The organism is Halorubrum sp. AJ67, assembly GCF_000513435.1.
In genome coordinates this window covers 20,574-28,175 of the sequence record NZ_CBVY010000001.1, presented here as the reverse complement: position 1 = coordinate 28,175, position 7,602 = coordinate 20,574, and the positions used below count along the sequence as shown (strand labels likewise).

5 protein-coding genes and 4 pseudogenes are annotated in these 7,602 nt (G+C 60.5%); 6 read left to right on the top strand and 3 right to left on the bottom strand.

Annotated elements, in window-relative coordinates:
- A partial coding sequence (locus BN903_RS00090) for a CARDB domain-containing protein (RefSeq protein ID WP_228840969.1) occupies window positions 1–1,181 on the bottom strand: 1,181 nt, incomplete at its 3' end.
- A 372-nt stretch (window positions 1,182–1,553) separates the two neighbouring features.
- Here BN903_RS00090 and BN903_RS15305 point away from each other — a divergent pair.
- Together BN903_RS15305 and BN903_RS00085 are read left to right on the top strand one after the other, a co-directional pair.
- Window positions 1,554–1,784 carry a DUF2892 domain-containing protein gene (locus tag BN903_RS15305; protein ID WP_079890504.1) on the top strand — a complete coding sequence of 77 codons (231 nt, stop codon included), beginning with the start codon at window positions 1,554–1,556 and terminating at the stop codon, window positions 1,782–1,784.
- Window positions 1,781–2,194: a DUF6069 family protein gene (locus tag BN903_RS00085; RefSeq protein ID WP_048075786.1), complete on the top strand. Its 414-nt coding sequence runs from the start codon at window positions 1,781–1,783 to the stop codon at window positions 2,192–2,194. Before BN903_RS15305 ends, BN903_RS00085 begins: the two co-directional genes overlap by 4 nt.
- A 64-nt stretch (window positions 2,195–2,258) precedes the next feature.
- On the opposite strand, the pseudogene BN903_RS16170 reads toward BN903_RS00085, so the two are convergent.
- Window positions 2,259–2,518 (bottom strand): annotated as a pseudogene (locus BN903_RS16170) (IS6 family transposase); the annotation flags it as partial.
- Window positions 2,519–2,777: 259 nt separating this feature from the next.
- Here BN903_RS16170 and BN903_RS00080 point away from each other — a divergent pair.
- From BN903_RS00080 to katG, 4 genes and pseudogenes are all read left to right on the top strand, one after another.
- A pseudogene (locus BN903_RS00080) lies at window positions 2,778–4,328 on the top strand (phytoene desaturase family protein); the annotation flags it as partial.
- A pseudogene (locus tag BN903_RS17765) lies at window positions 4,327–4,467 on the top strand (IS5/IS1182 family transposase); the annotation flags it as partial. The pseudogenes BN903_RS00080 and BN903_RS17765, both read left to right, overlap by 2 nt.
- Before the next feature lie 129 nt (window positions 4,468–4,596).
- Window positions 4,597–4,890 (top strand): AAA family ATPase, encoded by a 294-nt coding sequence (locus BN903_RS16165; RefSeq protein WP_154017946.1) that lies wholly within the window; start codon window positions 4,597–4,599, stop codon window positions 4,888–4,890.
- A 41-nt stretch (window positions 4,891–4,931) separates the two neighbouring features.
- Window positions 4,932–7,085: a catalase/peroxidase HPI gene (gene katG / locus BN903_RS00070; RefSeq protein ID WP_048075783.1), complete on the top strand. Its 2,154-nt coding sequence runs from the start codon at window positions 4,932–4,934 to the stop codon at window positions 7,083–7,085.
- A gap of 7 nt (window positions 7,086–7,092) precedes the next feature.
- Here katG and BN903_RS17760 read toward each other — a convergent pair.
- A pseudogene (locus tag BN903_RS17760) lies at window positions 7,093–7,532 on the bottom strand (IS5/IS1182 family transposase); the annotation flags it as partial.
- Between the last annotated feature and the right edge of the window lie 70 nt (window positions 7,533–7,602).

The window sequence follows — 7,602 nt, the reverse complement described above, 5'->3', positions numbered from 1 at the left end:
CCGCCGCCGTCGCTCTCGTCGTCCGGTTCGGGGGCCGCCACAGTTAGCGTCTCCGTGTACCGGACGCCGCGCTCGGTGTAGGCGACGCGGATTGGGATCTCCTCGGCGACGGAGGCGTTCGTCGTCGTCTCGAGTTCGAAGCCGACGAAGTCGCTCCCGGAGAGCGACCCGAGGAAGTACTCGCCGCCGGCGGGGGTCGGTTCGACGCCGGGGGCGTCGCCGACGGAGACCACCGCACCCGTCATCTCTCCGTCTCCGACGTTGCCGAGGTTGGCGTCGACGACGACCGCGCCATCAGCGCCCTCGCGGACCGTCGCGTCGGTCACGGCCGGCGTCGCCTCGCGGACCGGATACGTCACCGTCGACTCCGCGGTGCGGTCCGCCCCGCGGTCGTTGCGCACGTCCGTGTCGGCGCGGAACGCCCCGGTGACTGTCACCGCAGAGCGGCGGTCGAACGCCCCGAGGTCGACGATTACCCGGCGCTCCTCGCCGGGAGCGACGTCCTCGACGACGAACGGGCCGACGTCGACGGTCCCGTCGCCAGCGTCGTCGCCTTCGACCGGGGTTCCGACGGCCCGGAGGCTGACGCGGTCGGCCGTCGTCGTGCCGGTGTTGACCACGGTCACCTCGACGGGCGAGTCGGCGATCGGCGGCGATTCGTCGCTCTGGTCCCCGTCGTTCGCGTCGAGTCCGCCGCCACCGCCGCCGAGGATGCCCTGGATGCCGCCGATGCCGAGGTCGGCGGCCGCGTTGTCGTTCCCGTTGTCGGTCTGGAGGTCCTCGGGGTCGAGCGCACGGGTCCGGAGGTCGAGCGCGACCTCGACCGGCTGGACCTCGATGATCGTGTCGCGGCTGACGGTCACGAACTCGCCGTTCGTCGACTGGTTCGCGACGGCCTCGACGGTGAGTCGCTTCTCGCCCGGCTCCTCAAAGGTCGTCCACAGGGTCGCGTCGAGGGAGTCGCCCGCCGAAAGCGCGCCGACGCCGGTGGTGCTGTCGAGCACGTCGCCGTCGGCGTCGCGGACGCGGACCTCAGTGATGTTCGCCGCCGCAGCGCTACCGCCGGAGTTTGAGACGGTGACGTTCAGCGCCGTCCGCTCGTCAACGGCTGGATCGCTCGGGGACGCGTCGATCTCCCCGACGGTGATCCGCGCGTCCGGCACCGCCGTGACCACTCCCACAGAGGCTAGTAACGTCAACAGGATCAGCAACGAAGCGATACTCCTCGTTGAAAGCACGTTCACTCTCGACAACAGACCGCGAGTCACACATCCACCGCCGGATGAAACCAGTCGGAATTCGTCTGCGCGAAGAGCGCGGTCACCACTCCCTGCGGGGGTCCGAACTCTGTGCCGAACGTGCGTCTCTTTTCGCTGTGATCCACACTCACGTTATGTGCTTGATTGGTTTTAATATTGTGGAATAGAAAACTTACCACGAATCACAAAACGAATTTGAATCGTGTTTTAGCGCGTTTCAAGCAAAAGAACGATTATAGATGTGTGCTTATTACTCAACACTAGTTTTATACGTGTCGCGTCCACACTGTTAGTGTGAACTCGAACGTCGGCGCAGTAGACCGAACTCTCAGAACCGTCGTCGGTGCTGTTGCTGGAGGAGTTTCAGTCGCGATTCTCACCGGGACAGTCTCACTTCCAACAGTGCTCTCGCCAGTGCTGGGAATCATTGCGATAATGATGCTCTCCACGGCGTCGATAGCCACCTGCCCCGCTTACTCGCTATTCGGGGTCGACTCTTGCTCGGGTAACTCCAGTCCGCAATGAGTATAGAAAACTACCGTCCTATCGACACACAGACGCTTATAGCACGCGGTGTAGTGGCATTAGCAATCGCACTGATTGTGAATCTCGTCCTCGGTTGGGTCGCATTAACACAGAATCTTGTCGCGTCGACGGAGTTCTTCCAGTATCCGCCTATCGTGGTGTGGACTCTGCTTGGGATGGTCGGCGCAACTGTGGTGTACAGAGTGCTGACACAGCGGTCGACAGCCCCAGACCGGATATTCGTCCGGATTGCCGCTATCGTGTTGGTACTCTCGTTCATTCCTGACCTCGGACTCGCGTTGTTCACCGATAGCGTGACACTGAGCGAGGCCATCGGGCTCATGTCGCTCCACGTTCCCCCGGCAATTGTTACGGTTCTGGCATTGCCGGAGACGCCGCTAGGCCGTTGACATTTTTCCCGCTCTAAACGGTAGTTGCCGAATTAAATCCTGCTCGGCGCTGCTCAGTTAGTGTTCAGATAAGCTGATTCCATGCGAATGCGAACGATCTGGGCCACTTGTTTGCTGTTTCTGCTTCGGCGTTGTTGAAACAGTGTGAGAAACGGGTGGCTCTACGTTTTACTTCACGAAAGAAGCGTTTGACGCTGTTCTGATTTCTATATCTTTCGTATTTAAAATCAAGGAATATTTTTCACAACCTCCCCAAGGCGGAGCCGCATTATCAACGAGAAAGATCACGTCATCTATATCGTGTTTATTACGAAGTTCCGCGAAAATTGATCTGCTACGCTCTTGTGGCAGAGATTGTTGATAGAGAGTAATCTTGCGACTTCCGAACTACTGAGGAACAAACACAACGGGGTTCAGATTGTGATTTCACCGACTAGACGAGAGATTCTGTTACCCCAAAGCGAGTTTCGGCACTGCGACCAACAACTTGCTTCGAATGAGCGTTCTTAATTTAACCCCGTGGTACATTCCGGATAGCGTTTATACCGCTCCCAGCCCATATTTTAGTATGGACGTAGTCCCTGACATCGACACCGTGGCCGGCGAATCCGTCGTCGTCATCGGCGGCGGTTTCGGCGGTCTTTCGACTGCCTGTTACCTTGCTGACGCCGGCGCAGACGTGACGGTACTCGAAAAGAACGAACAACTTGGTGGACGCGCGAGCCGCCTCGAACAAGACGGGTTCGAGTTCGACATGGGTCCGTCCTGGTACCTCATGCCGGACGTGTTCGAGCGGTTCTTCGGTCACTTTGACCGGTCACCTGAAGACTACTACTCACTGACCCATCTTGACCCCCACTACCGGGTGTTCTGGAAGGACGGTGACAAGGTCGACGTGCTCCGTGACATGGACCACAACCGCGAGGTGTTCGAGTCGTACGAGGAGGGCGCCGGTGACGCGCTCGATGCGTATCTCAAGGAATCGAGGCGGACCTACGAGATCGGGATGGAACACTTTGTGTACGAGGACCGCCCGAGGTTGCGCGACTACGTTGACACGGACGTGCTCCGATACTCGTGGGGGCTCTCGCTGCTCGGCAAGATGCAGGGCCACGTTGAGGGCTACTTCGACGACCCGAAGCTTCAACAGTTGATGCAGTACACCCTTGTCTTCCTCGGCGGGTCGCCGACGAACACCCCGGCGCTGTACAACCTGATGAGCCACGTCGATTTCAACATGGGGGTCTACTACCCCGATGGCGGGGTCGGCGCCGTCGTCGACGGGATCGTCGAACTCGGCGCAGAACTCGGCGTCGAGTACGTCACCGGCGCCGAGGTGACAGGAATTGAGGGCCGTCGCGGCGCGTTCGCGGTCGACGTTGCTGGCGGTAGCGGGGGCGTCGCTGATGTTGAGCAGACAGCGCGAACTGCCGTTGGCGACGGCGGCGATGGAGCAACCCGCTATCTCGCTGACATCGTCGTCTCGAACGCCGACTATGCCCACACCGAACAGGAGCTGCTCCCGGAGCGGAAGCGCCAGTATTCTGCTGACTACTGGGAGTCGCGCACGTTCGCGCCGTCGGCGTTCCTGCTGTATCTCGGTGTCGAGGGCGACGTGCCGAACCTCGAACACCATACGCTCGTTCTCCCGACGGAGTGGGACGAGCACTTCGAGCAGATCTTCGACGACCCGGCCTGGCCCGACGACCCTGCGTACTACCTCTGTGTACCCTCGAAGACGGACGATACCGTCGCGCCGGAGGGCCACAGCAACCTGTTCGCGCTGGTACCCATCGCAGCCGGCTTGGAAGACACCCCCGAACTCCGCGAACAGTACCGGGATCTCGTGATCGACGACATCGCGGAGAACACCGGGACCGACCTCCACGACCGGATCGTGTTCGAAGAGACATTCTGTGTTGACGACTTTGCGGACCGGTACAATAGCTACCAGGGGACCGCCCTCGGGCTGGCACACACGCTGCGACAGACGTCGCTTCTCCGGCCGCCGAATATGTCCTCGGAAGTCGATGGGCTCTATTTCACTGGCGCGACGACGACACCCGGCATCGGCGTCCCGATGTGCCTGATAAGCGGCGGGCTGACGGCCGAGCGGATCGCTGAAACGATCTAAGGCCGTGACCGAAACCGTGAAATTGGCTGTAAAACGCTCGCTTGGCTTCGCCATTCGAACGCGGTTGTGGTTCCGTGAGTTCCGCGAAATCGTCTTGGTGTGTCTAGTCTGTAAAATCGAGCACTTCGTCAAACAGTGAATATCTACGCCTTACAGCGATTCAACACAGCCGCGTGAATCGTGTCCTCACCTCGTCGAGCTGATGGGAGATACTTATTCGATCACCGTGATAGGGGAGTCTCTCTCGGAGTCTGGGGCATAAAAGAGCATAGACCCGCGGCTCGTCGTCTGCGGGCTGCCGGGCGTCGGTAAGAACACTATCACCGAGTACGCCGTCAGCGCGCTGAACGCCGAGTTGCTCTGTACCGATGTCGTCCGGAAGGAGCTGTTCCCGGACCTAGAGTACACGCCCGAGGACGTGCGTACCGTCCACAATGAACTGCTCGGCCGCACTGCGGACGGGCTGATGCGACCCACGGGAGAGTGCGGACCGAACCGACGCATTCTCATGTGTACACATAGCGGACAGAATAGTTCGACTGACACGAATCTTCTTTTCTGAATTGAACAACATTATATGAATTAGCGATAATATCTATAGTGATGAGTAAGTCCAATCAAGAGTGGTGGCCGGACTCGCTGAATGTCGATATCCTCGACGAGAACGCCCGGGGTCTCGGGCCGCATGGCGGAGACTTCGACTACGGAGAGGCCTTCCAAGAGCTCGACCTCGACGAGGTAAAAACGGATATTGAGGACGTGATGACCACGTCCCAGGACTGGTGGCCTGCGGACTACGGCCACTACGGGCCGTTTTTTATCCGAATGGCGTGGCACAGCGCCGGCACGTACCGGACAACTGACGGCCGGGGCGGTGCCGCCGAGGGCGCACAGCGCCTCCCGCCGCTGAACAGCTGGCCGGACAACGCGAATCTCGACAAGGCTCGGCGGCTGCTCGAACCGGTTAAGCAGAAGTACGGCCGCAAGCTTTCGTGGGCCGACCTCATCGTGCTCGCGGGCAACGTCGCCATCGAGTCGATGGGCGCGAAAACGTTCGGCTTCGCGGGCGGCCGCGAGGACACGTTCAAAGCCGACCAAGCTGTCGACTGGGGGCCCGAAAAAGAAATGGAGGCCTCTGAGCGTGTCGTCGAACCCGGCGAAATCGAGGGTGACCTCGGCGCGACCGTTATGGGTCTCATCTACGTGAACCCGGAGGGACCGGACGGCAACCCCGACCCCGAACTGTCCGCGAAAAACATTCGGGAGTCGTTCAGCCGGATGGCGATGAACGACGAGGAGACTGCCGCGCTCATCGCGGGCGGCCACACGTTCGGGAAGGTCCACGGTGCCGACGACCCAGAGGAGCACGTTGGCCCGGAGCCCGAGGCAGCCCCTATCGAGGCACAGGGCCTCGGCTGGGAGAGCGACCATGGCTCCGGTAAGGGCAAAGATACCATCACGAGCGGCATCGAAGGGCCGTGGACCCAAGCACCGACATCCTGGGACTCGGGCTACCTTGACAACCTCTTGGAGTACGAGTGGGCGGCCCAGAAGGGCCCCGGCGGCGCCTGGCAGTGGACGCCTGTCGATGAGGATCTTGAGGACGCCGCGCCCGACGTTGAGGGCGAGGATACCGTGACGCCGATGATGCTTACGACAGATATCGCGCTTAAGCGTGACCCCGACTACCGTGAGGTCATCGAGCGCTTCCAGGATAACCCGATGGAGTTCGGCATTAATTTTGCGAAGGCCTGGTACAAGCTCACGCATCGAGACATGGGGCCACCGGAGCGGTTCCTCGGGCCTGAGGTCCCCGACGATGAGATGCTCTGGCAGGACCCGCTGCCAGACGCCGACTACGAGACTATTGACGACGTGGATGCCGCCGAACTCAAGGAGGACATCCTCGCGACGGACCTCTCCGTCCCACAGCTTGTGAAGACGGCGTGGGCGTCCGCGTCGACGTATCGCGACAGCGACAAGCGCGGCGGCGCGAACGGCGCGCGTGTCCGCTTGGAGCCCCAGAAGAGCTGGGAAGTCAACGAGCCCGCGGAGCTGATGTCCGTCCTCCGCACTCTTGAGGGCGTCCAAGAGGAGTTTAACGCCTCGCGGTCCGACGACGGTGTCCGCGTGTCACTGGCCGACCTCGTCGTGCTTGGCGGCTACGCGGCCGTCGAGCGGGCGGCGTCCGACGCCGGCCACGATGTCGAGATACCGTTCGAGCCGGGGCGCGTCGACGCCACTGCCGAGCAGACCGACGCCGAGTCCTTCGAGGCGCTGAAGCCGAAGGCAGATGGCTTCCGGAACTACATCGGTGACGAGACTAAGACGGCGGACGCCGACGCCGTTGAGGAACTGCTCGTCGACAAGGCCGATCTGCTCGACCTGACCGCCACGGAAATGACGGCACTGGTCGGCGGCCTGCGCGCGCTCGGCGCAACCCATGGTGACTCCGATCTTGGCGTGTTCACCGATGAGCCGGGCACACTCACGAACGACTTCTTTGTGAACCTCCTCACGATGGATATCGAGTGGGAGCGGTCCGACGGGGACGACGACGTCTACGTCGCCTGCAACCGCGAGACCGGCGAGGTCGAGTGGCGCGGCACCCGCTTCGACCTCGCCTTCGGGTCAAACTCTCGACTGCGCGCCATCGGCGATGTCTACGCGGCCGATGACGCCGAAGCGAAGTTCGTTAACGACTTCGTCGACGCTTGGAGCAAAGTCATGACTCTCGATCGCTTCGATCTTGAGTAGATAGTCCGTCCGCCGGCGTTTTGCCGGCAGCCTGTGGGCCGATCTTCACGTCGTGTTTCTTTGAGAAGATTGAGTGGATATCGGTGACATACAGCGCTTCGACATCCGCAAGAACAGTTATGTTCAGCGCTCCAATGTGGTAGTTCGTGTGGTTAACGTAGTGTCTACTTGACTGGTCACGCTCAAGACCGGTCGAATCAATGGGGCCGCAATCCGTGTGTTTCTCCGCTAACGTACCGAGAAACGCACGCTACGGCTTCGCCGGAATTCGCTCGAACGAGTTGTATAATACCACATAATAAGTAAGCCGCGTGAGGCCAATTTTTCAAGAATGTCGGGCATTTTAGAGAGTAAATCTACCGCGACACGATAGAATTTGCCCAGTTCGATGCGAAGTGTATGCAAAGTGAGCATCGCCCACTCAGCGAACTTGTCTCCCCCGATGGGGCATGGGTAATGAGACAGATCTTGGATGTCATATCGATCCCTCTTTTTTTACCGAGATAACGAAGTCGTC

Bases quoted from the DNA above. Each gene is read 5' to 3' on its own strand.
- BN903_RS00085 (WP_048075786.1), top strand. From the start codon at position 1,781: ATGAGTATAGAAAACTACCGTCCTATCGACACACAGACGCTTATAGCA.
- katG (WP_048075783.1), top strand. From the start codon at position 4,932: ATGAGTAAGTCCAATCAAGAGTGGTGGCCGGACTCGCTGAATGTCGAT.